The organism is Heyndrickxia coagulans 36D1, from assembly GCF_000169195.2.
Lineage (GTDB): Bacteria > Bacillota > Bacilli > Bacillales > Bacillaceae_C > Weizmannia > Weizmannia faecalis.
In genome coordinates, this window is the sequence record NC_016023.1 from 1,871,731 (window position 1) to 1,896,027 (window position 24,297).

The 24,297-nt window shown below is 42.0% G+C and carries 18 protein-coding genes; 12 read left to right on the top strand and 6 right to left on the bottom strand.

From position 1 onward, the window contains the following. Positions 1-149: 149 nt before the first annotated feature. From BCOA_RS26100 to BCOA_RS26110, 3 genes are read right to left on the bottom strand one after another with little or no spacing between them, the layout of a single operon-like run. Positions 150-1,412: an exo-beta-N-acetylmuramidase NamZ family protein gene (locus BCOA_RS26100; RefSeq protein ID WP_014097014.1), complete on the bottom strand. Its 1,263-nt coding sequence runs from the start codon at positions 1,410-1,412 to the stop codon at positions 150-152. A 14-nt stretch (positions 1,413-1,426) separates the two neighbouring features. Then, complete coding sequence (locus BCOA_RS26105) at positions 1,427-3,082, bottom strand: serine hydrolase (protein ID WP_014097015.1); 1,656 nt, start codon at positions 3,080-3,082, stop codon at positions 1,427-1,429. 14 nt (positions 3,083-3,096) lie between these two features. Further along, positions 3,097-4,866 (bottom strand): glycoside hydrolase family 3 protein, encoded by a 1,770-nt coding sequence (locus BCOA_RS26110; RefSeq protein WP_258434461.1) that lies wholly within the window; start codon positions 4,864-4,866, stop codon positions 3,097-3,099. Between the two features lie 622 nt (positions 4,867-5,488). Here BCOA_RS26110 and BCOA_RS26115 point away from each other — a divergent pair. After that, entirely contained in the window at positions 5,489-6,427 is a 939-nt protein-coding gene (locus BCOA_RS26115; RefSeq protein ID WP_041818295.1) for a DMT family transporter, read from the top strand. 847 nt (positions 6,428-7,274) lie between these two features. Here BCOA_RS26115 and BCOA_RS26130 read toward each other — a convergent pair. Both BCOA_RS26130 and BCOA_RS26135 read right to left on the bottom strand, forming a co-directional pair. Then, positions 7,275-7,475 carry a cold-shock protein gene (locus BCOA_RS26130; RefSeq protein ID WP_014097018.1) on the bottom strand — a complete coding sequence of 67 codons (201 nt, stop codon included), beginning with the start codon at positions 7,473-7,475 and terminating at the stop codon, positions 7,275-7,277. 464 nt (positions 7,476-7,939) lie between these two features. Beyond that, positions 7,940-9,355, bottom strand: coding sequence for an ISLre2-like element ISBco5 family transposase (locus BCOA_RS26135; protein ID WP_014097019.1), 1,416 nt, complete (start codon positions 9,353-9,355; stop codon positions 7,940-7,942). Positions 9,356-10,062: 707 nt separating this feature from the next. On the opposite strand from BCOA_RS26135, the gene larB reads away from it, so the two are divergent. From larB to larC, 3 genes are read left to right on the top strand one after another with little or no spacing between them, the layout of a single operon-like run. Beyond that, positions 10,063-10,818 carry a nickel pincer cofactor biosynthesis protein LarB gene (larB, locus tag BCOA_RS26140; RefSeq protein ID WP_014097020.1) on the top strand — a complete coding sequence of 252 codons (756 nt, stop codon included), beginning with the start codon at positions 10,063-10,065 and terminating at the stop codon, positions 10,816-10,818. Further along, positions 10,815-11,639 (top strand): LarC family nickel insertion protein, encoded by an 825-nt coding sequence (locus BCOA_RS26145; RefSeq protein WP_014097021.1) that lies wholly within the window; start codon positions 10,815-10,817, stop codon positions 11,637-11,639. Before larB ends, BCOA_RS26145 begins: the two co-directional genes overlap by 4 nt. Positions 11,640-11,643: 4 nt before the next feature. Further along, the gene (larC, locus tag BCOA_RS26150; protein ID WP_014097022.1) at positions 11,644-12,114 is read left to right on the top strand and encodes a nickel insertion protein; all 471 of its coding nucleotides are present in this window, start codon (positions 11,644-11,646) and stop codon (positions 12,112-12,114) included. A gap of 382 nt (positions 12,115-12,496) precedes the next feature. On the opposite strand, the gene BCOA_RS35565 is transcribed toward larC, so the two are convergent. Beyond that, positions 12,497-12,673 (bottom strand): Rpn family recombination-promoting nuclease/putative transposase, encoded by a 177-nt coding sequence (locus BCOA_RS35565; protein ID WP_230090483.1) that lies wholly within the window; start codon positions 12,671-12,673, stop codon positions 12,497-12,499. A 592-nt stretch (positions 12,674-13,265) separates the two neighbouring features. Between BCOA_RS35565 and BCOA_RS26160 the strand changes: the two genes are divergently transcribed. The 8 genes from BCOA_RS26160 (at position 13,266) to BCOA_RS26195 (ending at position 24,297) form a co-directional block, all read left to right on the top strand. Then, positions 13,266-14,612: a gluconate:H+ symporter gene (locus BCOA_RS26160; RefSeq protein ID WP_014097025.1), complete on the top strand. Its 1,347-nt coding sequence runs from the start codon at positions 13,266-13,268 to the stop codon at positions 14,610-14,612. Between the two features lie 541 nt (positions 14,613-15,153). Beyond that, positions 15,154-15,963 carry an ATP-dependent sacrificial sulfur transferase LarE gene (gene larE, locus BCOA_RS26165; RefSeq protein WP_014097026.1) on the top strand — a complete coding sequence of 270 codons (810 nt, stop codon included), beginning with the start codon at positions 15,154-15,156 and terminating at the stop codon, positions 15,961-15,963. Positions 15,964-15,990: 27 nt separating this feature from the next. Continuing rightward, on the top strand, positions 15,991-17,772 hold the full coding sequence (locus BCOA_RS26170) for a sigma-54-dependent Fis family transcriptional regulator (RefSeq protein ID WP_014097027.1): 1,782 nt from the start codon (positions 15,991-15,993) through the stop codon (positions 17,770-17,772). 230 nt (positions 17,773-18,002) lie between these two features. After that, complete coding sequence (locus tag BCOA_RS26175) at positions 18,003-19,328, top strand: four-carbon acid sugar kinase family protein (RefSeq protein WP_014097028.1); 1,326 nt, start codon at positions 18,003-18,005, stop codon at positions 19,326-19,328. Positions 19,329-19,397: 69 nt separating this feature from the next. Then, positions 19,398-20,402: a 4-hydroxythreonine-4-phosphate dehydrogenase PdxA gene (pdxA, locus tag BCOA_RS26180; RefSeq protein WP_014097029.1), complete on the top strand. Its 1,005-nt coding sequence runs from the start codon at positions 19,398-19,400 to the stop codon at positions 20,400-20,402. Positions 20,403-20,509: 107 nt separating this feature from the next. Then, positions 20,510-21,760, top strand: coding sequence for a lactate racemase domain-containing protein (locus BCOA_RS26185; protein WP_014097030.1), 1,251 nt, complete (start codon positions 20,510-20,512; stop codon positions 21,758-21,760). A gap of 69 nt (positions 21,761-21,829) precedes the next feature. Continuing rightward, positions 21,830-22,501 (top strand): urease accessory protein UreH domain-containing protein, encoded by a 672-nt coding sequence (locus BCOA_RS26190; protein ID WP_014097031.1) that lies wholly within the window; start codon positions 21,830-21,832, stop codon positions 22,499-22,501. Between the two features lie 596 nt (positions 22,502-23,097). Next, on the top strand, positions 23,098-24,297 hold the full coding sequence (locus BCOA_RS26195; protein WP_014097032.1) for a beta-ketoacyl synthase N-terminal-like domain-containing protein: 1,200 nt from the start codon (positions 23,098-23,100) through the stop codon (positions 24,295-24,297).

A 24,297-nucleotide genomic window follows, 5' to 3' on the forward strand; every position in this document is an offset into this window, starting at 1 on the left:
TCTCCAATTTTTCAATTTGAAAAATTACGGGAGGAGATAGGAAGCAGACGCCATTTTATAGCGAAAATGGAGTTTTCCTCATTTACTGGGGGCATCAAACGTGGGTTAAAAACGCCTCCAAACCTTCGAGCAGGCTTGGGGGCGTTGTTTCATTTATACATCAAATATTTTTCCCGTTTTTTCTTCCAGGTCCCCAAGTCCCTTTGCCATTTTCGGGCAATGGTTTTAAGGGAGGCGCCACGGTTGATATCCTGCCTGACCCAGCCGTTTCCAATCAGCTGATCAAAATAGGAAATGCCGTTTTTGTCTTCTGCCCGGAAAGTAAATTGGCCGGGATACAGGTCATGGATTGTTTTGACGATTGCAATGCCGGTTTCAACAGACTGGTAAACATTACGGTCCGTGACATGAATTTGGATCCCGTTTGCGAGCTTGCCGGCCCATTTTGAGGTTGTTGGTGTGAAAGATGCGCTTCGGAAGCGGACGCCCGGCAAACCGAGGGCATTCAATTTCTCCGCCAGCAAGTCCCCGTCAATGAACGGTGCCCCGATTAACTCAAACGGGCGGGTCGTCCCCCTGCCTTCCGAAATATTTGTCCCTTCAATGAGTGCCGCACCAGGATAGACGATCGCCGTGTCCAACGTCGGCATGTTCGGGGATGGCATCACCCACTGGAGCGGGGTGTCATCCGCGTACATATCCCTGTGCCAGCCTTTCATCGGCACAACTGTAAGATCCGCTCCGATTCCGCATTCTTTGTTAAAATATTTAGTAAGCTCTCCCGCTGTCATCCCGTGGCGGAGCGCGATCGAATACATTCCGACAAAAGAGGAGTAGGCTGGATTAAGCACCGGCCCCTCGACTTTCGTGCCGCCAATCGGGTTCGGGCGGTCGAGCACGATGAACGGAATGCCTTTTTCCTTCGCTGCTTCCATCGCATAAGCCATTGTGTAAATATAAGTGTAAAATCTTGCGCCAACATCCTGAATATCAAAGACAAGCACATCGACATCCTTCAGCATTTCAGGTGTCGGCTTTTTCGTTTCACCGTACAAACTGTAAACCGGAAGCCCTGTTTTCGAATCGGTATAAAACGGTACATAGGCACCGGCGCCCGCACTGCCGCGCACCCCGTGTTCCGGGCCGAAAAGAGCGGTTAGATGAATATCCGGATTTCTGGCAAATCTGTCCACGATACTGTTTAACGACTGGTCGACACCGGTCGGATTTGTGATCAGCCCGACCCGTTTCCCTTTCAGCAAATGGACCTTCTCTTTTAAAAAAACATCGACACCGAGCTGAAAAGAAGGGTGTTTTTGTTTTTCGCGTGGCTGGTTGCTCCGGGCCGCATGCACCACGGCCAGGCAGCTGAAAGCGATCATAAGTGCCAATACGCTAGCGAGCCTTTTCATTCCGGTTCCTCCTTTTAACGGTTCCGCAAAGCCCAGTCATGGCTTGTAAAAGATACTTTCGCAGTTTTACCGTGTGATACGACGGACGGATGGAGCACATACCAGCCGCGGCCGTTCACTGATCCGTCGGTTTCATACACAAAGCGGATATGTTTCGTGCCGGCAGGGAGTGGGATGGACATCTGCCGCCAGTTGCCGCTTGATCCTGTTAAAGCATTGCCGGCTTTCGTCCAGTTTTTCCCGTCCGTTGAAACCTCCACTTTCCCAAAGTCTGCGTTTTGTTCCATTCGGTACCAGGTCCGGAAATGGAGAAACGCCGGCCTTTTCAAGTCAACATCTGCCTCCAGCACAGCTTTTCTATTATCGCCGTAACCGGCAAACCATGCGCCGTGTTTATCCGGAACGGCAACCGGGATGGCGTCCGCCGCAAGCCGGGCAACAGATCGCCTGATTCCGTTTGTCGAGACAGTGTTCCGGGTCGGATGGACGCGGTTGGTCAATAAAATGACCGTTGTTTGGTTTTTCGGGCTGATCACCATTGATGTGCCAGTGTAGCCGGTATGCCCCATTGTATTTGTATCGGAGAGTGCATCCATGTACCATCCCTGATTTAATTCAAAGCCGAGCCCGTGATCATCGCCGGGAAAAGCGCTGTTCATATTCTGTTCCATCAGCCGGACCGTTTCCGGTTTTAAAATCCGGGCGCCCGCATATTTGCCGTTTTGTAAAATCGTTTGTGCAAGTATAGCAAGGTCATGTGCGGTGGAAAACACGCCCGCATGCCCGGCAACGCCATCCAGCGCCCACGCGTTTTCGTCATGCACCTGCCCCCGGATCATTCCTCTTTCAGTCCACGGCTGAAATTCCGTTGCGGCAATGCGCGTTTTTAACGAAGCGGGCGGATTATACATCGTATCGCGCATGCCGAGGGGGATGGTAATATGCGTTTTTACATAAGCATCCAGCCGCTGCCCGCTCAAAACTTCAACCAAAACGCCAAGTGTAATCATGTTTAAATCGCTGTACGTATACGTCGTTCCCGGGGGATTTTGCAGTCCGTGTTTCAGAACAATTTCGAGTCGGTCTTTGCGGGAAGTTCCCATTTTATAAACCGGGATTCCCGCCTCAAACCCGGAAGTGTGTGTCATCAGCTGGCGGATGGTCACGTTCTCCTTTCCGTTTTCCGCGAATGCAGGAATATACTTTGCGACAGGGTCATCAAGCGCAAATTTCCGCTTTTCAAACAGCTGCATGGCTGCAATGGATGTAAACAATTTGCTGATCGAAGCAATGTCGTAAATGGTGTTTGTTTTTGCAAGGACCGGGACGGATGCTTCTGTAAACTGGTCGTCTGTATAACGGTATGCATAGCCGTATGCCTGTTCTTTTACAATCGTGCCTTTCCTTGCGACAAGCACAACGGCGCCCGGCATGACTTTTTGCGCAATCGCGTCATTTACCGCTTTGTCAATGTCTGTGAGCGGGTCTTGGGCCATTCCGGCAGATGCGGGTGTTCCTTTATGCAGTACTGCTGAACTTTTGCCGGGCGCATCCCAAGAAAATGGGTGGCCATGATATCCGGATGCAAAGGCAAGAGACGGGATGGACCCGACTGCCAGCAAAAGAATGCATCCAACCCATAAAACGAATTTTATCCCTTTGTTCTTCAACCAAGTTCCCCCCTTTAGTAATGAAGACCGTGGCCGAACGGTTCGTACCCCGGAATGGTGACGGGCAATTTGCCGCCAGGGTTGATTTCGCCTGTGAGCGCTTTTGCAGCAGATTGCACAGAAACGCTGCGGTTTCCGTAAGTCAGAAGATTTGCGTCCACATCAGGTGCACTCATAATGTCATAAGGATTGCCCGTTGAAACCATTACGACCGGTTTGCCTGTTTTTTTCAGCGCTTTTAAAAATGCCTGTTGCGCGGTGTTGGTATTTGCATTGTAAGCGGCGGCGACAATCACGTCGGCATTTTGTGCTTTTTCTACTGCCACAGCGGTTTCCTCCTGTGTTGGCGAGGCCGTTGTGCTCGTATTGCCGGTTATAAACCCTTTTTCTTTCAGAAGGTCGGCAAGGCGGCTGCTGTTTGCAACAGATGGGCCGGTTACGAATATTTTTTTCGTTTTATTGAGCGGCAATATTTTATTTTCGTTTTTAACCAGTGTAATGCTTTCGTCCGCCATTTTTTGGGCGGCTTTCAAATGTTCGGGGGTACCAAAATTTCTTAACGCTTTTTCAGATGTAAATGGGTTCCGGACAATGCCGCGTTCATATTTCACCCGTAAAATTCTCGCGACAGATTCATCCAAGCGTTTTCGGCTGATTTCACCGGTTTTCACTGCATTTCGCACAGCATTCCAGGCAACTTCCACATCGGGCGGGTTGAGTAAAATGTCTGCGCCTGCATTGAATGCTGCTACCGGCACTTTGTCGGGGGCAAGGACGTTTGCACCTGACATATCGAGGCTATCGGTCACAATCAGCCCGTCGTAACCCAGTTTTTCACGGAGGAGGCCGGTCATGATCTTTTTCGAAAGCGTCGCCGGCAGGCCGGAATCATCGAGTGCCGGTACAACAATGTGTGCGGTCATGATTGCATCCACGCCGGATGCGATCGCGGCCTTAAACGGTTTTAAATCTACGTCATTTAATGTTTTCAAGTCGTGATGGATGATAGGCAGGCCGTAATGGGAATCGACATTCGTATCCCCGTGGCCCGGAAAGTGTTTGCCGGTAGCGGCCACATTTTGGCTTTGAAATCCTGCGATTTGGGCAGTGCCAAGTGATGCGACAAGGTCCGGATTTTCTGAATAGGAACGGACGCCGATCACCGGGTTGGCCGGATTTACATTGACATCGAGATCCGGGGCAAAGTCCATATTGATGCCGAGACTTTTCAGTTCTACCGCCATGATCTCTGCAGCCTTTTTCGCGTTGGCTGCAGACCTGGTTGCTGCGAGTGCCATATTCCCCGGGAAAACGGCTCCCGGTTCGAGTACACGGGCAACCGCGCCGCCTTCCTGGTCCGTAGAAATAAAGAGCGGAATGCGGGGCTTTTGTTTTAACGCAATTTTCTGTAGCCCGTTGGATAACTGCTGCACTTGTCTGGCATCAACAGGGGTGCTGATATTATCCGACCAGTTGAAATAGATGACGCCGCCAATATGGTATTTTTCGATGATTTCTTTGAAGTTTGTGCCGCCACGCCCTTTTTCGATATTCGTTTCGGCGTAGGCGGGGTCCTCCGGTGTTTTTCCGTAAGCATGAACAATGAACAGCTGCCCGACTTTTTCCTCGACCGTCATCTTTCTCAATTCATGGGACACCCAGCGTTCTTCTGCCCTTGTTCTCCAATGCCCATCCTGTTTCGCTTGTACACGGAAGCCGGGCATAAGCGAAAACAACAACGCAAAACATACGACAAACAATCCGGATCTTTTCAAAAACGCCACCCCTCCCTTTTGTAATCCCTTTCATTTTTAGTCTAACAGGCCAAAGAAGCCTGTCCATCCGTCTTTTTGCTTATGTTTTCCAGGCCGGGACGGTTTTAATATAGATGTTCATGTATCCGGATAAACCGCACCGCCGGAAAAATTGAAAACCAGCCGGAAATTTTCTGGATGTGCATGCCTGTCATATCGGGAACGGCGAGTGCAGCAAATGGGGGAGCGGGCACAGGGATGATGGAAATGGAGAAAGTAGAGTAGCAGCTAAAGTGAAAAAATGCCCGGACCTCTGATATAATTAGGTTTGTTCAGAAAAACCAACCAAAAAGGTGGGGGGATTTTTTCTTTTCCAAAATACGAGTAAATGTTACCAAGTGTCTCCTGTTTTTCTGTTGCCGAGGAATGGGGTTTGCTTGAACAATTGCATCCTTTAAGCAAAATATTTATGTATCTGAGACAGAGTTGGTAAATTGCTCCTGATTGTTCTGTTTCGGGGGGCTTTAGATGTTTTTCCGGGCCACAATACACTTTTTTAAATAGGGGCCTGGGAGCAATGCGATTGAACCTGAATTTATCGGTGCTCAGGAAGGGCCCGGGCAAAACGATTCGTTTGAAAAAGGAGGGCGCCATGTTCGCCGTTTTTGCAGGCATTGCAACTGGATTCGGTTTGGCTGTACAAACAGCTATCAATTCCCAGTTAAGAAAGTTTGTTGTATCTCCCTTTCTGGCTTCTATGATTTCATTCCTGGTTGGAACTGTCTTTTTGGCCGCTGCAACAGCTGTAAGCCGGACACCTTTAGGGGTTCCCGCCGGTCTTTTCTTGAACCAGCCTGTTTGGATCTGGTTTGGCGGTATTTGCGGTGTGATCGGGCTGACTTCCAATATCCTCCTTTTCCCCAAACTGGGAAGTGTACAAACGACGGTCATGCCGATTTTAGGCATGATTCTCATGGGCATGCTCATCGACCAATTCGGCTGGTTTCACTCCATTAGACAATCTTTCGGAATAAACAGGGCGATTGGCGTATTTCTTGTCCTTGCAGGGGTAGTTTTTGCAGTCGTTGTCCCGGAAGCCATTGCAAAACGCCATTCTGCCATAGAAGAGCAAAAGGGAGAAAATATATGGATTTGGCGGCTGTTGGGAATCGCGGCCGGTATGATTATGGCTGTCCAGGCAGCAATAAACGGAAAGCTGGGCACAGTGCTCCATTCTCCGGTTCACGCTGCCTTCATTTCATTTTTTGTCGGCTCTGTGGTGCTCGTCCTTATCGTTGGCATAAAAGACCGCAGTTTCACGAATATCAAGGAGCCGGTTAAGCAATCTGCTCCATGGTGGGTATGGCTTGGCGGCATCATCGGCGGGCTGTACATTTTGATTAACGTGTTCCTTGTCGATCATATTGGCACAGGGCAAACCGTGATTCTGGCACTGTTCGGCCAGATTGCCGGAAGCCTTGTAGTGGAACGATTCGGCCTGTTTAAATCTTTAAAAAGAAGAATTGTGCCAGTCCAAATATTGGGCCTCGCCATCATGCTTTCCGGTGTAATTTTAATCAAGATGTTTTAGTTCATATTGGTTCTTCTTGTTTTTCCAATTCCGCAATCCCCGGCAGGAAAAACGGTTCAAAATGTGCATAATTTCTTCTAACCAATACGGCATTTTCCCAGTCCTTGCTCCGTCTGCCTGAAGTGCAGGTAATCTGCCTGTATGTTCGCGCAGTTTTCCGGCTTTTTTCGCCAGTTTTCCTGCTTTTGCGGTGTGCTGATTCCTTTGGCGCCTAAGAGAAACAGGCTGATGATTCAGATGGGGTGTGTAAAGTCGCGTTCAAAAGCGATCGCAACAGCCTGGAACATGTATTTTGCCATGCCGATTCCTTTGGGCGGTGCTGTAAAGGCGCGCTTTTGAGACAGTTGATCTGCAAATTCCGCGCCTTTATAACCGGCTGTACAGGCTGGGCTTGAGAACCCGTTGTTTCAAGTGCATCATGTAACATGGAAACAAAAATTTCAAATGAAGGTTCCGAAAAGTTTATCATGTTCCAGGCAAGTCTATTCTTCTCCTTTAACAGCAATATAGATACAAGAAAATTATTCAAGGAATGTTTAAACTCCGGCGTATTGATAAATCCTGGATTTATTTATCATGATCATCACCATACGGTTCGGTTGTCCTTCGCGTATCCGAGTTTTGAGGAAATGGAAGAGGGAATCCTGACAATGAAGGCATTACTAGCTGATAATGGTTGACCAAATATATAATCCTGGTTGCAGCAACGGATTTTCACTATTTGTCGACTGGCATGGCGCCTGTTTGTTTCAATTTCCTGCTACATAAGTGAGCGTGTTTTGGTTTTTGAAGAAATAAAAAAACAGGCCCTCTTTATAAAGAGCCTGTTTTTATCATTTTCTCTACATTAAGCTTTTTCAACGTTTGCTGCTTGTGGCCCGCGGGATCCTTGTTCAACATCAAAAGTTACTTTTTGACCTTCGTCTAAAGTTTTGAAGCCCTCACCTTGGATAGCAGAGAAGTGAACGAATACATCGTCTCCACCATTTCGTTCGATAAAGCCGAAGCCTTTTTCTCCGTTAAACCATTTCACTGTACCTTGTTCCATTTATATTGCCTCCTGGTGTGCAACTGCACACAATGTGTTACTATCCTTGTCCAAGGTGGTCATCAAGATGAAAAGTCTTATACTATGCCATTCTTTACACCGAACAAAAATAATTCTTCTTAAGTATAGCGCAGAAGAAAGAAGTTTACAACCATTTTGTTTTGTTGGTATGTGTCAAGTTTTTCTCGACAAGGTTTAAATATCGGGTATTCCAAGACACTCTTTTTGTACACTTTCGGCTACCGTGCTTTACTTGCTCGGTGTAATTTTCGGAAAAGATGTAATATTTCCGTATAAAGATGGATAACGGGGATGTTGAGGCGCGCGAAATTCACTCGCTTTCCGCGGGCGGCCGGCGAGCCTCCTCGCTCGTACCTCGCTGCGGGGTCTCTCCTGGCTCGCTTTTCCCGCAGGAGTCTCGTAAATTTCGCGCGCCTCAACGATCAGTCCCCACTGAGCCAGGCTTAAAACGAAAGCTCTAATATTTTGCTTAAATGTCCCATTGCCGATGAACTGCTTGAATGCAGGGCAACTGATCCGTGCTTTACGCCCACTGACGGGCGTACAGGCTGCTTGAGTAGTTGAGACATCCTGATGGATTGTTTCAAGTTCCGTTGCTTTCTCTCGCTTCTTGAACGGTGTTTCAGATAGGCTTCTCTCAATGTCCCATTGAGTATGCCTTGTTTGATTTTCACCATGGCTTCTGCGCCAAGTTCACTCCAATGCATGCCCCTTTTTTTCATCCTGAAGGAGATATGCCTTTGATTCGATTCCATCGCTCCTAGGCCTCTCGCACCTTCCGGCACGTTTTTCACCCTGTCTCTCCAGTCAAAAATGCGGTCCCAGTTTTTCAAGATATACGAACGGAATTCCTTGATTTTCTTGAGGGCCTTTTTATCCGTCAAGGTGCTTTCGTGCGTATCCAAATATAACGTGATTTGGTCCAGGTCATGCGTTCTAATCGCTTTTCTAATTTGCTCCTTGATCTCGCTCTTTCCGCCCCCAAATGTCCTTATGATGGCTTGTGCAACGTGGTAGGTATCCAGCTGGTTGAGCACCGGAAATTCCGACTGTGAGAATGCTGTTTGAAACCGTTCAGCTGTGTACCCAGCACCTCCATCACTGTTTGTAATGACTTGCGCTTTTTCGAGGGAATAGGTGTTGGCAGCTGTGGCTTGGACTTCATCCCAAAATGTCTGAATGTCTTCCGTCGTCATGATGACTGTGGGCTGACGCAGGGAGACCCTTTTTCCATTGGTTTCCCAACCTTCATAGAGAATGGCATGGCGGACTTCCATACCCTGTTTCTTTTCCAGTCCCCGGATGAATACGCCATCTGCTTCGGAAAACAGGTAGTCTACCTTCTTCCCATCAGGCAGTGAAGCAGCTATTTCCATCTCTTCTACAAGGGCCTTGTCGGCTTCCACCTGCGTTTTTCCTACGCGTTTCACCATTTCCCCTACAGTTGTATGACTAAGACTCACGGCTGTCCATTCTTTTAAAATATTCGCCACCTCCCGATAGGTGTTCTCACTTGCCAACTCTGCCACCTTTAATTCCACTAACGGGCTATATCTCCGGTGGGGTACCAGCCCCAAGCATTCATCCAAGGGATAATGTGAGTTCCCTCTCTTATCACGCATTAATGAACGTTTAAAAGTCACACTTCCAAATAGAAACTGAACGCTTCTGTTATCACTACGGCAGTACTCCCAGCCTTCCTCCAACTTCTTTTGTTTAATTGTTTTATCTAACTCCTCAAATACATCCCCAACCCATTGTGTAAAAACCTTCTGCATCAGAATTTTAATTTGTTCTTCAAATTCCATAAGACTTTTTGTATCCTTTAATAATCCAGCAATTATTGATATAATATCCATGGGAAGACCTCTCTCTCTAGATGTTCATCTTGAAGTGTACAATTAGATGATAGAGCGTCTTCCCATTTTTTTCCACTCATCTGCCCCTTCGAGTAAAATTTTACACATACGTTTTGTTGTTGGGAAGTTTTATCTAGGAGAACAGCAAAATCAGAAATAAAGTAAGAAGGCGCCCGGAATTAAACGCATATTTGATTTTAGAAACAGAGGTGATATAATTCACCTTAAAGGTACTATCTCTCTTTCAGGTTGATGTTTTTCTACAAACTTAATTTTAATCTTGGGTACAATTGTATTTAAACTACTTACTATTCTGCTTCCACAATAACTTTTAGAATGCTTCTTTTTTATAATTATAAAGAAGAATACTTAGTATATTTCATACTAATGACTTCACTCAAGGTTGTTATCGATAGTATTTTTGAAAGAATATATATATGCATAAATCGGTTTTATCATTTCGCTTATGTTTATATGGTGGTATCTGATGTAAAATTTTAATTTTAAAGATACAAATAAAATATAATTTGAAAAGGCATACAGGTATACCAACAACTTTTTCAGGGGTATATTCCAAGTTTTACTGCGGATTGATCATCACCGGATATACATTTGGATTACAAGTAGTATATATTTTTCTAATATTTCTAAAATATGATGGTAGTACATCGACTTCCTAAAAGTCTATTTAAGGATGTGAGAAAACAATGTTAGAAGAAATATTGCAACAGGTGCGAAACGGAGAATTGACGGTTTCCGAAGCAGTAAAAGGATTAGCAACATATGAAGATTTAGGGTTTGCAAAGGTAGACCATCACCGGAAGAAGCGCCAGGGGTTCCCGGAAGTAATTTATGGGGAAGGAAAAACAAAGGAGCAAATTCTTTCTATTATCAAAGTGATCCGCTCAAAGAATGATGATATATTGGTCACTAGAATTACAAATGAAAAAGCGGAGTATATTCTTCGTGAATTTCCTGAGCTTGTATATCATGAAATGGCACAAATTCTATATGAGAAAAAGAATATAAACAATAAAGGAGATTACGAGGGGTATATTGCCGTTGTATGTGCAGGTACATCAGATTTAAAAATAGCTGAAGAAGCAGCGATAACAGCTGAGGCTTTAGGAAGTAAAGTACGCCGTTTTTATGATGTTGGCGTTGCAGGGATTCATCGATTACTTGACAATATTGATGAAATTAGAAAAGCCACCGTCTCCATTGTAGTGGCAGGTATGGAGGGAGCGCTTCCGAGTGTAGTCGGTGGGCTCGTTTTTCATCCGGTGATTGCTGTGCCGACAAGTGTCGGATATGGAGCCAATTTTAACGGCCTGTCAGCATTATTAACTATGTTAAATTCATGTGCATCCGGCATTAGTGTTGTAAATATCGACAACGGATTTGGAGCCGCATACAATGCTGTGCTAATTGATAATATCGCAAAAAGGAGCAGAGAAAAATGAAAACACTTTATATTGATTGCTACTCTGGAATTAGCGGTGATATGTTCATCGGAGCCCTTCTGGATGCAGGAGCAGATCCGGAAATATTAGAGGCAGAATTAAAAAAACTTAATTTTGATGATGAATATAAGCTGGCATTGAGTAAGGTTGTCAAAAATGGGATTAAGAGTACTAAGTTTGATGTCTTATTAACATCAGAAAGAGACAGCCAATTGTATGAAAAAAGTGATAAAAAAAGACATGAGCACATCCATGGACATAATCATGACCATAATGAAAATCTTGAGCATAGTTGCGACCACCATCATCGACCTCACAGAGCATATAGCGATATTGTAAAAATGATTCAGTCATCTGAACTTGCGGAAGAAGTAAAAAAAATAGTTTTAAATATTTTCCGGAAAATTGGCGAAGCCGAGGGGCATATTCATGGTGTGCCGTTAGAGAAAGTTCATTTCCATGAAGTGGGAGCTGTTGATTCGATTATCGATATTACAGGAGCAGCAATTTTGATTCATCAGTTAGGTATAGAAAAGATAAAATCTTCCGCTGTTCCTGTAGGCTGTGGGAGAATTCATATCGACCATGGCATTTATCCTGTTCCTGCTCCGGCAACTTTAGAGATTCTTAAAGGTATTCCAATTGAACAAAGCGATGTTAGATCTGAGCTCACCACCCCGACAGGAGCTGCAATTGTTGCAGTCTTAGCAGAAGAATTTGGTACGTTACCATCTATAAAAATACAGGCGATAGGCTATGGAGCGGGGACTCAAACTTTTAAGGACCGCCCAAATGTCCTTCGCGTAGTTGTAGGGGAGTAAAGAAATGGTTCTGCACCCTCCCAATAACGAACATATAGATGATGACATGGTTAAGATGGAGGCAAATCTTGATGATATTCCGGGTGAATGGCTTGGTTATGTTATGGATTTACTTTTTGAAGCCGGGGCAAATGATGTGTTCTATACGCCTATTTATATGAAAAAGAATCGGCCTGGCATACTTGTCCAGCTGTTGACTTCCCGAAGTAAAATAGATAGGATGAAAAGAATTTTATTTAAAGAAACAACAACACTGGGGATAAGATATTATCCAATTACTGTTCACAGACTCCAGAGGAAGTTTGAAAAAGTGGAGACGATTTGGGGATCTATTACAGTAAAAGTGGGATATTATCAAGGAAAACCTGTTCAAAAAGCTCCTGAGTATGAAGAGTGCAAATTAATAGCGCAGCAACACAAAGTTTCTTTAAAGCAAGTGTATGAGAAAGTATGGGAGAAAATAAATGATGTTTAGAACAAAGATTAGGAAAAGCGGATAAAGAGTTCGAACTTTATCCGCTTTTTGTGTGTTTGTATGCCAAATACTAGTGGCTGAAAGCCCATATCAGGGGATATAGCGTTCATCTATAATTACTATGAAGGGCTAAAATTAAATATGAATTTCATTTAAACTCAGTTTTTTTCCTTTTATACTCTTGTTACCTTTGATTGCTCCAGTACTTCCTGCTCGTTCGCCACCCACTCCTCAAGTTCCCAAAAAATATCCGTGTCCACTCTTTTTCGGTAATCTGCAGCAAAAAGTATCATCAGCTATGAATGTTGCTGCTGGAAGTTTCGCTTTCATCTTTGACATGAACTTTGTCAAATCAAATGTGTGAAACTTCTATATTTGGGATTCAGCTGAAATGTTTATTGGATTCCTCGAGTTGAAAAAACAAGTCGGTTTTGTGCGGAAAGAGCGGGTAAATCAAGATGGAAATCATGATCGCAGGGACAAGCTCTGTATAATTTTGTCCAGACTCCAACAGGCAAGAGAAGAGTTTTTCCCAATAATAAAGTACCCGTTCCAGCATATTGTGCTTATTCTTTCGTAGTTGAATGTATAAACGAGGACATCTCAAGCAGGATGCTTTGCCGTCCAGATTAAACTTTGTTTTGGGTGGCCGAAAAGGTCAAGGTAGGGTATGACCAATTAAACGCGTTGTTGAAAAAATAAACACAAATTTATAGATGCGGGGTTGACAACAATACAGCAAACAGTTTAAAATGATAGCGTTAACACTCTGATGCAAATAACAACATTAATAAGCTTTAATATCCTAAACTATACGATGCCTGAATAAAATATGTTGCAATATAGATTTGGGGATTATGATGGTTTTGAGGGATTATATATAAAATTAACTAATTATTACGACCCAATTATTAAGTCGTAATAACCAAGGCAGTTTTGACTACTGATGAATTAAATTTGAAATTGTAAAAAGTAAAGTTAAATTGTAAAAAGCAAAGTAAATGTAATGCAGGTTGTTACTTTTGCTATGTTTTGTAAGCATTTACATTTATATAAGTAATAAACTGTAATCGTATCCATCATAAAAATCCTCAAATCCCTTTATAAAGCAGCATTTTTAATAAAACTAATATAAAAAAAGGAGGGGCATTATGCCTTTAGTAATTATCGCAGTTGGAGTACTGTTATTAATCATTTTAATTATGCGCTTCAAATTAAACACTTTTGCATCATTGATTATTGTATCATTTATCATTGCCTTATTGTTAGGAATTCCAATCAAAAATGTTATCACCTCAATTGAAAATGGTTTAGGAGGGACGCTTGGCCATATTGGGATTATTTTTGGCCTGGGCGCTATGCTTGGGCGCATTATCGCAGATGCTGGCGGAGCTCAGCGTATTGCCGATACGTTAATCAGTAAATTTGGCCAAAAAAGAATCCAATGGGCTATCTTAATTGCATCGTTTATATGTGGAATCGCACTTTTCCTTGAAGTGACCATTGTATTATTGATACCAATTATTTTTTCAATAGCAAAAGAATTAAGAGTCTCCATTGTTAAATTGGGTCTACCAATGGTTACTGCTGCTTTATCAGCTCATGCTTTTTTGCCTCCTCATCCTGGCCCGATCGCTGTGGCTTCTGAGTACCACGCCAATGTTGGGATGATGCTTTTATATGGAATTATTATTGCAATCCCCACCTGCTTGATAGCAGGCATTTGGTACCCAAAGATTGCCCAAAAAATTGTTCCGACTGCGTTCACACGTGAAGGAAGTGAGGCATTCGGAGTGCAAAAAACTTTTAAATTAGAAGAAACGCCTGGATTTGGGATTAGCGTATTTACAGCCTTATTTCCTGTCATATTAATGGCTGCCGGGGCTGTTATGGACATGATCCAGCCTGCTGTAGGATTTAAAGATAACTGGCTTGTCCAGACAATCCGGTTAATTACAAACTCTGATACTGCTATGATCATTTCCGTGTTGTTTGCAGTCTATACAATGGGACTCAGAAGGAATATCCCAATGAAACAAGTAATGGATTCTTGTTCTTCAGCTGTAAATAATTTAGGAATGTTGATATTAATTATCGGAGGTGGCGGTGCACTTAAACAAGTAATTGTGGATGGGGGAGTAGGGGATTATGTTGCTAAGCTATTTGAAGGTACTCATATGTCTCCAATTCTTTTTGCGTGGATAGTTGCAGCATTATTGCGTGTTTGCCTTGGATCTGGAACTGTTGCGACTTTAACAACTCCAGCCTTAGTGCTTCCTCTTTTGGCGACTATTCCAAATGTAAACATTGAATTGGTCGCACTTGCTACGGGAGCAGGCAGCGCCATTGCATCGCATGTTAATGATGCCGGATTCTGGATGGTTAAAGAATCTTTGGGGATGAATATGAAAGAAGCATTTGGCACGTATACTGTTCTTTCAACAATAGTCGGAATTTCCGGGTTGGTATGTACTTTACTACTAGATATCATTCTATAATGTTAGCAGAAGGGGTCATTTTAAAATGGTCCCTTTTTTTATATAAATCTATAAATACTCTTTTTAAAAAGGCAGAGACTTACAGTATTAAAAATTCACAGTTTAAAAAACATAATTGCCTATGTAATTTGTTGCTCTTTGTTTAACGTTCAGCCAGTTTTGTAAGCTTATATTATCCAGATTGAGGCTAAAATAATAGCACTTATAACAATGGAGAGGATCAATATATTTCTGAATACAAAAACTCATTTGTCGAAATCACAGGGAGTGTCCCTCCAGTCTTTCTTTGGGTGTCTTATTAATACTATTATTCAAGACTGGGGAAGTTCTAGAACCTTAGGTGCAAAGGACTATGAAATCTATTTACATTGTATTATTTAAAATTTTATGAGGTCAAGGGAGTAAACGCTTTAATTTTTATGGATATTCACCTATAATAAATATGTGTTGCAAAATGCAAAGATTTTTTAAATGGAAATTGAAGATCAATGCCATAGCGATAGTTGGAACTAGATAATAAATCATAATGGGGGGAATTACCATGTATGAAAAGTATGATCGGCTGAAACAAATCCTTAAGGAAATGGATAGTGTAGTGGTAGCATTTTCCGGAGGGGTAGACAGCACCTTTTTATTGAAGGTAGCAGTAGATGTTTTAGGGGCTGATAAGGTTTTGGCTGTTACTGCTGATTCAGAAACCTATCCTTCAACTGAATTGGAGGAGGCAAAAAAGCTGGCTGCACTTATTGGAGCAAGGCATCAGGTTATTAAGACATCGGAATTGAGTATACCAGGTTATGCCAAAAATGACTGGAATCGCTGTTACTTTTGCAAAAATGGATTATTTGAAGAAATTTTGCCAATCATGAACCAAAAAGGATTTCGAAATGTAGTGTATGGTCTAATTGCTGATGACATGGGGGAACACCGTCCGGGAATACGTGCGGCTAAAGAACATGGAGTACGTGGCCCACTCCAGGAAGCCAATCTTTATAAAGAAGAAATTCGTAAATTGTCCAAAGAACTAGGCCTGCCTACCTGGGAAAAACCATCTTTCGCCTGTTTATCTTCACGTATTGCTTATGGTGAGAGAATTACAAAAGAAAAACTCACAAAAGTTGAAAAATCAGAAGCATATCTTAAACTATTAGGAGTCCGACAGGTACGGGTTCGCACGCATGAAAATATTGCTAGAATTGAGGTGGAACCAAAGGACATGCCAATTGTCTTGGATCACCACCAAGAAATTTTGGAAAATCTCCAGAAATATGGGTATAAATTTGTTACACTGGATCTGCAAGGCTATAAAAGCGGAAGTATGAATAAGATGATAGAAACGAAGCAGAAATAATTCATAAAGGGATGAAAGGATTGGAATATGAAGGAAAAAAAGATTAAGGCATTGGTTATTGTTCCTTACGAGGGACTATATGAAATGATGAAAGAAGTTCAGAGAGAGGTAGGAGATTTTCATTTCGATATTGAATTAGGAAACTTATTTGAAGGGGTAGCTTTAGCGAAAGAAGCAGAAAATAAGGGTTATCATGTCATTATTAGCCGGGGCGGTACAGCCTCTATGATTCAGGAAGCAGTATCCATCCCGGTGATCGATATCCGGGTGTCCGGTTATGATATTTTGCGAATTATAACACTTGTAAAAGGATTTTCCCGTAAAGCTGCAATTGTAGGATTCTCAAATATTACACAAGGAGCCTCCACAGTTTCCCAGCTTCTTGATTTGGATATTGAAACTATGACGATTACAAAGGGTACTGAGGTTAATGAAAAATTACTCTACTTAAAAAGTCGTGGTTATGAAGTTGTAATCGGGGACGTAGTTACATTTCAGGCAGCAAAGAAATTAGGGATGACAGGAGTCCTGATTACATCTGGAAAAGAAGCGATTATGGAAGCATTGGAAGAGGCAAGAAGATCTTATCGCATCTTCTCAAAGCTCCAGCAGCAAGTTTCTTTATTCCAATTTGTTCTTGACTGCAACCGCGAGGCGATCGGGATCTTTAATAAAGAAAAGAAAATTGTTTATGCGAATCAACGTTTTAATAAAGAGTTTCATTGGATGACAGTGGAGAGTTCTGAAGAAATTAAGAAGCTGATTCAGGAAACTGTTGTTGCAGGGGAAAGTCAAATGAGGACAGTTCACCTTAACAAGTCGTTATGGAATATTACAGCATGCCCACAAGAAGATACTATCGTACTACTTTTTGAATTAGGTAAAGCAATTCAAACATCTAAGGAAGAAGGCAACATCGGCCGAAATGCAATAGAATTCCATACATCCATATCGTATATTCCTATTGCGGGAAAGAGTGCCGGAATTCAAGAGGTCCAGCAGCAAGTCGCTGAATATTCCAAGAGCGAGCAGCCTGTATGGATTTGCGGAGAAAAAGGGGTTGGAAAGGATACAGCAGCACGTTTACTTTATACGAAAAGAAGAGCCGGGACTGAACCCTTTATTGTTATTAACTGCGATACAATAAAGGCTGAACAGCTTAAGGGGCTTAAGGTTGAAGAATTTTTCGATAAATATACCAATGGAACCATCTATTTAAAAAACATTGAAAGATTGGATAAAAGCCTGCAAAGGGAGTTCTGTCAAATCTTTAAAAATAAAAATAATAAGCTGAAGTGGCTGGCATCTTATGAAGGCAAGATAGAAGATAAAATTAAGAAAGGTTTATTTGACCGGGATCTATATCAATTACTTGGGCAATTAAAAATTTGCATCCCACCGCTTAGGGAGCGCAAAGAAGATATTGAAGATTTGGTGCAAATATTTATTTCTGAGCTGCACCCCAAACATGGAAATCAGGTTGTTGGGGTTAGGCCGGATGGATTAAAGGAGCTTATCGCTTACGATTGGCCTGGAAATGTAAAACAGCTTAAGCAAGTAATAGAGCAATTGTTTATCCAGGCCAAATCTTTCTATATTGAAAAAGATGAAGTAGTAACAGTATTAAAACGATTAAGGGAGTCCGAACAAACGGATAAGACGCTTATTCCAATTGACCTCAGCGGAACTTTAGAGGATATTGAAAAGCGGATTATCAAAAAAGTTCTTGAGGAAGAAGAATTAAACCAATCGAAGGCGGCCAAACGATTAGGGATAAACCGTTCTACACTGTGGCGCAAGTTAAAATAATGCTTGCGCTTTTTTTAAACTGTATTCATGATGCAAATAACAACAATTAATACATTTATATTATTTTTAAAAAATGTATTGCAAAATGCAACTTTTTGTTTTAATATTGATGTTGTTGGAAGCGTTTTATATTAATAAAATTATATAGGGAGCAGGATAGAAACGGTTTGAATAATTGGATGGATTGCACACCCGCTAATCAGTTGATAAAAGATAGGGGAGGGTTGCAAGTGAAACTGGCGGTTATAGCAGATGATTTAACAGGTGCCAATGATACGGGCGTGCAATTTGCGAAACAAGGATTTCGTACGGTCGTATTATTTGCCGGAACGCAATTACAGCCTCTCCATTTAAATGAAGATGTTGTTGTGATGAATTCAGATAGCCGTGGTTTAGAGCAGGAAGAAGCATATGAAGCCGTTTTTAAAATTGCCATGCACTCAAGAAAACTCGGCGTTTCTAAGATCTTTAAGAAAATTGATTCAACAATGCGGGGAAATATTGGATTGGAAATTGATGCTGTAATGGACGCTTTCCAATTTGAGACGGCTTTTATCGTACCGGCTTTTCCGAAAAGCGACAGGATAACAATAGGTGGGTATCATTTTGTTAATGGTGTTCTAATTGAAAATACGGAACTTGCCCAGGATCCTGTTTGCCCTGTGAATGAAAGCTATCTTCCAACTTTGCTTCAATCTCAGAGCAAACGGAAGGTTGAATTGCTTTCAATTTCTGATGTAAGAAAAGGAAAAAAACATTTATCAGAATTAATGAATAAGTTAGCGTCGGAAAAAATACCGAAATTGATTGTTGTGGATGCTACAACAGATTCAGAATTAAAGATGATTGTAGAAGCTACCAGAAATTTAGAAAATGATTTTCTTTGGGCTGGGTCTGCAGGAATTGCATATCATCTTTTTGATACCGGCCAGGCGGAAGAGGAATTAGGGAAGGCGGAGATTAAGGACCGTCCGCCGGTACTGGCAGTGGCTGGCAGTGTTAATTCTATTATTGATCATCAAATCCGAAATTTAAAAGAAAAACATCATGTTGAAGAAATAGTACTTTCTCCTGAAGAGTTTTTTTACGAAGATAGAAAAAAAAGGGAAATAGAAAACGTTGTAACAATTGGGCAGGATCTTTTGAAAAAGGGTGATTTAGTCGTAACGACCAATCGCGAACGGGAAGCGATCTGTAGAGTGAAGGAATTGCAGCGGCGGTTCGGATTATCAAATTTTGATGTTGGCCAGACTATTGCCAAATCTATAGGCATGATTGCAGCCCGATTAATAGGAAGCGTGCCAGTTTGTGGAGTAATCCTTACAGGGGGGGATATTGCCGGGGCGACATGTAAAGTTTTAAAAGGTGACGGTATACGAGTAATTGGCGAAGTAGAAGCCGGTATTCCTTATGGGAAATTGTTTGGAGGCCCTTATGACGGAATGCCAATTGTCACAAAAGCCGGTGCGTTTGGAACTGCACAGGCGCTTTCCAAATCCTTGCAGACTATTACTCAAGTTTACGCACTTGATGACAAAAACAAATTGACTCAATAATTTTCATTTTTTAAAGTATGTAACAAGTATGGCTGAAATCAATAAATGATAAAGTGGGAGGAATTAAAAATGGCAGCAAATAAACCAGTTATCGCAATTACAATGGGAGATCCTTCAGGTGTAGGGCCTGAAATTATTGCAAAATCATTAAGCGATGAGGAAATTTACGAAAGATGCCAACCATTTGTAGTTGGCGATTTAAAAATTTTAAAAAGAGCGCTAGCGGTAACGGGGTGTAATCTCCATTTAAATAGTATTTCCAGTCCGGAAGAGGGTAAGTATCAATCAGGTACTATCGATATTATTGACTTGGACTTAGTATCTGAAAACTTGCCGTGGGGGCAGGTTTCCCCTGAGGCTGGCAATGCTGCATTCCATTATTTGGAAAAAGCAATAACATATGCCAATGAAGGAAGAATCCAAGGAATTTGTACAGCACCATTAAATAAAGAAGCAATCCATAAAGCAGGTCATATATATCCAGGACATACGGAAATTCTTGCAGAATTAACTAATACAAAAGATTTTGCCATGATGCTGACGGCTCCAGGTTTAAGGGTTATTCATGTCACAACCCATATTGGTTTGATTGATGCGATTCAAAGTATTACTGTAGATCGGGAATACACAGTTATTAGGCTTGCCCATGAAACCTTGAAAAAAGCGGGAATTGAATCTCCTAAAATAGCAGTTTGCGGTATTAACCCTCATGCCGGAGAAAATGGGTTGTTTGGCCATGGAGAGGAAGAAGAGAAAATTATACCTGCTGTTGAAAAAGCAAGATCGGAGGGGATCAATGTTGAAGGACCGCTTCCAGCTGATACACTATTCTTTAGGGCAAGACGAGGAGACTTTGATATTGTTGTAGCCCAATATCACGATCAGGGGCATGGGCCAATTAAAGTACTGGGCCTGGAAGCTGGAGTTAATATTACGGTAGGGCTTCCAATCATTCGTACAAGTGTGGATCATGGAACAGCTTTTGATATCGCCGGAAAAAATATAGCCGACGAGTTGTCCTTAAAGGAAGCAATTCGTATGGCGATTGAATTGGCGCCTAAAACTTTGGAATAAATAAATCAATATAAAAAGAAAAGGGCCATAATAAAGCAGTCTTTTTGTGATTTCTATTGCTGGTCGAGAGAAACTAACCATAAAAGGTATTGGGAGGGAATAGCATAATGTCATTTCCTAAATTAGCAAAGATAAAGCAGACGTTTCAAGCAGAGAGCTTAAAGGATATTCCCGGCACAATTAAAGATGAGTTCATACGCGTAAATGCAGATAAAAAAATAAAACCTGGTATGGAAATTGCCATTACTGCAGGAAGCCGAGGAATTGCTAATATTCCTTTAATCGTTAAAAGTGTCGCGGATGAAATTAAAAAAAGGGGGGCAAAGCCTTTCGTCATCCCAGCTATGGGAAGCCACGGGGGAGCTACGGCTGATGGACAAGTTGAGGTATTGAAGGGTTTAGGGATAACCGAGGAATTCACCGGCTGTGAAATCCGCTCTTCTATGGATGCTGTGGAGGTTGGAGTAACATCAGCCGGAATTCCTGTCTATGTTGATAAAAATGCTTATAATGCTGATGGAATTATCGTAATGGGCCGTGTGAAGCCACATACTGATTTTAAAAATAAAATTGAAAGCGGTATTTTAAAAATGGCTTCAATAGGTATGGGCAAGCATAAACAGGCCTTAGCTTTACACACGTATGGAATAAAGGGAATCAGTGAAATGATGCCCGAAGTCGGTAAAATTGCCATCCGTAAATCCAATGTACTGTTCGGAATAGCCATTGTGGAAAATGCTTATGATGAAACAGCTATTATTGAAGCTTTGGAGCCCACACGGATTGAAGAAAGAGAAAAGGAATTATTGCAAAAAGCATTTTCTTTAATGCCAAGCCTCCCAGTCAATGATATTGATATTTTGGTAGTTGATGAAATAGGAAAAAATTATAGCGGCACAGGCATGGATACCAATATTATCGGCAGGATACGAGTACTAGGAGTAAAAGAGCCCGAAAAACCGAATATCAAATACATTATCGCTTCTGATTTGAGTGAGGAGAGCCATGGAAATGCCTTGGGAATCGGACTTGCAGATTTAACGACAAAGCGTTTAGTAGAAAAAATTGATTATCAAGCAATGAATGAAAATGTAATTACGAGTACTTTTTTAGACCGGGCAAAAATCCCAATTATCCTTGATAATGACCGGGAAGCATTAAAAGCAGCTCTACGTGCAAACTGGGGCATAGCTTGGGAAGGGGCAAGAATTGTAAGAATTCCCAATACGCTACATATTGGAGAACTATATGTATCTGAGACTATTTTTAATGAGCTGAAAAATAAGGAAAATATTGAAGTCTTGGAGCCTTTAAAGGAGATAGATTTTGACGAAGAGGGTTATTTCCGGCCTATGTAAAATTTCAACATGGGACTGGCAATCTATATACAAGGTTCCCGGTTAGCAGGATGAAAGGAGTGGCATTAAATGGATGTAAGTTTTATATCTGTCCTTGCATTAGGATTTGTATTGGGAATTAAACATGCGATTGAACCGGATCATATTATTGCTGTATCTACAATTGCCAGTCGGAGCAAGAAATTGTCTCAGTCATCCCTTGCAGGCGTTTTTTGGGGGATCGGACATACGGCAACCTTATTTATTGTTGGAATTTGCCTTTTAATTATAAAGGGGGAAATTCCGGAAAAATGGGCTATGTCACTTGAATTTCTTGTTGGAATTATGCTGGTTTATCTTGGCATTACAACGTTGACTGCATTTAAAAGGGTACGTATACATCATCATTATCACGAACCGGGTCATAAACACCCATCCGAAAACTATTCTTACATCAAATCAGTGTGTATCGGGCTTGTACATGGACTTGCCGGGAGCGGGGCAATGGTACTGCTTACAATGAGTACCGTTAAAAGCGTTTTCGAATCAGCTATTTATATTTTGATATTTGGAATTGGAACTATATTCGGCATGCTTTTCTTTACAACTATTCTAGGTATCCCGTTTATCATAAGCGCTAAAAGAGTAGAGGCAAATAAGACGCTTACGCAAATCACTGGAGCCATCAGTACGGTATTTGGTATCTATTATATGTACAACTTAGGGATAGGAGAAGGATTGTTTAAGATGTGGCTGCAATAATTGTATTAGTGAATAGTTTGAAGCCAGGGTAAAGAATATATGCCCTGGCTTTTTTACAGTTTTATCCAATTTAACTCTTGAGAACATGAATAAATAGGACTTGCTAAATAAAATTCATATAAAAAGTTTGATTCGTTCAGCAAGCTCTATAGGGACGGGACAAATAGTCTCAATGCTTCAGGCTGTAGAGTCCGGTAATGATTGAAAATCCATGCTGAGGTAAGTACGATTTTACATACTTCTGGTAGCGCAAAGGCTTAAGGAAATGAAAGGATATCTTCAAAAAGAATTGATGGATAAAAAATCCATCCAAATGAAACAAAAATAAGTGAAGATACACAATCAGGGAGTTAAAATGGTTTTAGCCAAAACATGCTAATGCAATTCAGATAATAAGGAATGGTTTGAACTCCAGGTGAATGCAAGAAAAGCAACCAAATCTTTTTGAGAAAGCTGGGAAAATAGTGGGGGCATGGGTTATGAGAAGGAAACGCAGCACGATTTGCAAAACCATTGTATTTTTTCAAAACAATAAATCAAAATGGGCGTGTTTTTGCTATAATAGACAAGTAAAATACTCGATAGGTGGGGCCGTTATGAAAATAGTATGTACCGGATACGGGATATTTGCGCCAAATACGAGGAACATTGATCAGTATTTGTTTAATTTGAAAAACGGCGTTTGCACATTACAAGTGGCGGAGGGCATGGGGCCAAAAGGAGAATCAACCATTGCCGGGCTTATCCAGGATGAAGAATTGAAACAAATAGAAGCAGATGATAAACTAAAGCGCCTCCCAAAAGTAACAAAAATGGGGACCGCTGCAGTGAAAGAAGCAATCGCGTCTTCCAGGCTGGATGTCCGGCATAAAAAAGTAGGCTTGTTTTTCGGATTATCCCTTGGTGCTACGGGAGAGAAACTGTACCAGGATTCCATTCACTACGCTAATCATGAACTGTATCGAAAAGTATCGCTCATATTCTCCCACTATGCGAATTACCATAGTATTACGGCTGCCATTGGCCATTATATTGGGGCCAGGGGCGTCGAAAAAACGATTACAACAGGTTGCACTTCCAGTTTGGAAGCAGTAGAAGATGCAATCCTTTACTTGAAAAGCGGAAAAGTGGATGCGGCCATTGTCGGCGGAACGGACAGCCCGATATGCAATGCGACAACTTATGCGTTTGCCAAAACAAAAACGATACCGCTTAACCAAACGCTTGAAGAAGGCGCTGTGCCGTTTCAAAAAGGAAGTAAAGGGTTTGCAATGTCGGAAGCGGCAGGGGCAATCGTGCTGGAGAGGGAAGAAGATGCCGTTCAACGAAAAGCGGATATAAAAGGCGAAATCGTTGATGTCGTTTCCAATAATGATGGGATCAACATTTTTTCATTGGACGGATCCGGGGACCAAATGTTAAACGCGTTAAAAGAAGTCACAATGGGAAGAAAACCGGATTACATCAACAGCCAGGCACTTGGCATTGAACTGAACGACCAAATCGAGCAGCACTGTTCCAAACAGTTGTTTAACCATGAAGTTCCCTATACTTCAATCAAAAGCATGTATGGGAACCCTTTTGGCGCCATTGGTATTTTGCAAGTCATTTCATCGCTTTTAAGCATGCAATATGGCTTTATCCCGCCAACGATTCGGACAACGAGGCGCGGGTATGAAGAAATGAATATTGTAACAGAGACCCTCTATCGGGAGATTCATGAAGTGGCCATCACCAACCATGGATTTGGCGGCAATAACGCATGTGCCTATATGAAGAAATACACCAAGAGTTAG